Genomic DNA, 2689 nt, shown 5'->3' on the forward strand with positions numbered 1-2689 from the left:
CGTGTGTGGGGGGTGGGGGGGGGTGGGGGGGGTGGGGGGGGGGGGGGCGGCCCCCCCCCCCCCCCCCCCCACGCCGGTGGCACAGAGCCGCAGGTACGGGGGGAACCCCGGCTCGTGCACGGGCCGATGACCAGTCGGCTCACTCAGTACTGCGCCACCCGCCCGAAAAACGTCACACCCCGAGTGAACCTTTTTTCGCGAACCTGCATCCGCGCAGGTCAGCGCGCGGGTACGGGGTCGGGCGCGACGGATTCCGCGGGCGCCACGGCCGTGGCCGAGACCGTGCGGGCCGGGATGACGGGGCGTGCCCCGTAGGCCGACGAGCCGGACGCGTCGGGGGAGGACGTGGGGGTGACGGTGGGCAGGGCGGGCGGCTGGTCGCCGCCTTCGCCGTCGTCGTTGCCGTCCTCGTCCTCGTCGCCGGTCTTGCCGCCGTTGTCCGAGCCCTCGTCGCCGGAGCCCTCGGGCTGACCGAGGACGCGGTCGCAGAAGCGGCCGAGGTCGGTGCCGGCGCGCCCGGACTCCTTCATGGACTCGCGCAGCTGACGCTTCTCGTCCGCGCCGATCTCGCCGGTGCGGTACTTGGCGCAGGTCTCGGTGATCCGGCGGCGCAGCGCGTCGGAGCCGCGGGCCGGGTCGGTCGCCTCGTTGCCGGGCGAGGCGCTGGGCGCCGTGCCGCCGCGGGGGTCCTTCGACGTGTCGCGGCCGTCGCGGGCGTCGGGCGAGCCGGAGGGGCCGTCCGAGGTCCGTTCGCCGTCGGGCACGGCCTCGCCGCGTTCGGCCGCGCTGCCGGACGGCGAGACGAGCGGTTCCTCGGAGGGCGCGCTCGACACCGATGTCGTGGGCGACGGATCGCTCCAGCCGTCGAAGGGCGAAGGCAGCACGCCGGTGCCCGCGGCGACGGCGACGCCGCCGACCATGCACGCGGCGACGGCGGCGGCGAGCCCGAACCGTACGGGCCGGCCCCAGCGCGGGCCGTGCCGGCCGTCGGGGCCGGGCCGGGCCGGGGCTCCGGCGGCGCCGCCGCGGTGCCGCCCGGCACGCGCGGTGCGGCCGGTGAGGGTCACGGGGGTGCCGAGGGCGGCGGCGCGCTCGCCGGCGGGGGCCGCGCGGGCCTCCCGGAACGCCTTGAGCGCAGCGTCCTCACCGGGGAGTTCGCCGTCGGGTCCGGCCGGGAGCGCGGTCAGCGAGTCGAGCGCCGCGGTGAGCCGTCGGGCGTGCAGCGCGTCCTGTTCGGCGACGGCCTCCAGAGGCTCCCCGCGCAGCAGACGCTCCGCCGCCTCGCGGTCCAGCCACTTGTCGTGCTCGTCGGCCATCACATGTCCTTCTGCGTCCGCGTACGCGATTGCGTCACACCGGCGGACGTCACCGTGCTGGGTCTCGGGCCTCGTGGCCGGGGTACGGCCTCGAGCGAACCGGGGGTCTTCGGGTCGGCGCCGATCAGTTCGGCGAGCCGCTTCAGGCCGCGGTGCGCGGCGGTGCGGACGGCGCCGGGGCGCTTGCCGAGGGTCTGGGCCGCGCTCTTCGCGTCGAGCCCGACGACGACCCGCAGCACCACGGCCTCGGCCTGGTCCTGCGGGAGCTGGGCGATGAGCGCCATGGTGTCGCCGGTGGAGAGCAGCTCCATCGCCTCGTCGGCGGTGTCGGCGGTCGCGGGTCGGCCGGTGAGTTCGGTCTCGTCGCCGCCGATGGCGGGCCGGCGTCCCCGCATGCGTATGTGGTCCAGGGCGCGGTTGCGGGCTATGCGGGCGGCCCAGCCGCGGAAGCGGTCGGCGTCGCCCTCGAAGCGGTCGAGGTCGCGGGCGATCTGCAACCACGCCTCGGAGGCGACGTCCTCCGCGTCCGGCTCGCCCACGAGTGTGCGTACGTATCCGAGCAACCTCGGGTGCACGGTGCGGTACACAGTGCGGAAAGCGCTCTCGTCCCCGCCCTGCGCCGCAAGCACCGCGGCGGTCAGCTCCGCGTCGTCCCCCAGCACTCCCAGTCCCTGCCTGCCCCATCCGGCCAAGTAGCGCCCCCGGCGCGAACCTGCACGCTACGGCTTGAAACACCCCACGTCCATGTTTGTACAACGAGCAACCAGAGAGTCACACGGCGGGGTGTGACAGAAAACGCACCCGCGGCGCTGAAGGAAGTACGGGCCGCTCGCGACCCGTACCGCGCGGCGGCCGGGGTCTCTCCTGTGGGGGGTGGCGACCCCGGCCGTCCCGTATGCGGAGGGTGTTCCGGAGGCCCGTCGGGAGGGCCGGTCGGCAGGTCTTCACACCGCCCCCGCCGAAGTTCCACGCGGGCGTTCCCGAGAATTCGCCGTACCGGAACCGCCGGCTACGGCTGGTGGCCCTTGCCGGCGCCGCCCGGACCGGAACCCGAACCGGAACCCGAGCCGCCCGGACCCGAGTCACCCGCGCCCGTGCCACCGCCGCCGCCGGAACCTCCCGCGCCGTTCGCGTTGTTCCCCGACCCGCCCGTGGTGCCGCCGGATCCCGGGTTCCCGGGTCCGCCCCTGCCGCCGGACGTGCCGGTGCCGCCGGGCCGGTCGTGGCCCGCACCGGTCGCCGTCGGCTCGGCGCAGTCCTCCGCGGCCCGCTCGGACCGCTCGGTGCCGCGCCCGTCCTCGTACGAGGCGCAGGGCCCGGACGCCCGCCCGGACGGGGGCGGGGTGTGCGGTCCGGTGCCGGGGCGGCCGGGT

General features: G+C 76.5%; 2 protein-coding genes and 1 pseudogene. All 3 read right to left on the reverse strand.

The features are described 5' to 3' along the window. Window positions 1-218 precede the first annotated feature (218 nt). Entirely contained in the window at window positions 219-1316 is a 1098-nt protein-coding gene (locus tag ACFW9D_RS19790) for a hypothetical protein (protein WP_384623437.1), read from the reverse strand. Next, entirely contained in the window at window positions 1316-1978 is a 663-nt protein-coding gene (locus ACFW9D_RS19795) for an RNA polymerase sigma factor (RefSeq protein ID WP_188337243.1), read from the reverse strand. The genes ACFW9D_RS19790 and ACFW9D_RS19795 overlap by 1 nt, the downstream gene beginning before the upstream one ends. Before the next feature lie 347 nt (window positions 1979-2325). Continuing rightward, window positions 2326-2689, reverse strand: a pseudogene (locus ACFW9D_RS19800) (hypothetical protein); the annotation flags it as partial.

Origin of the sequence: Streptomyces sp. NPDC059524, from assembly GCF_042749255.1 — a bacterium.
Lineage (GTDB): Bacteria > Actinomycetota > Actinomycetes > Streptomycetales > Streptomycetaceae > Streptomyces > Streptomyces xanthii.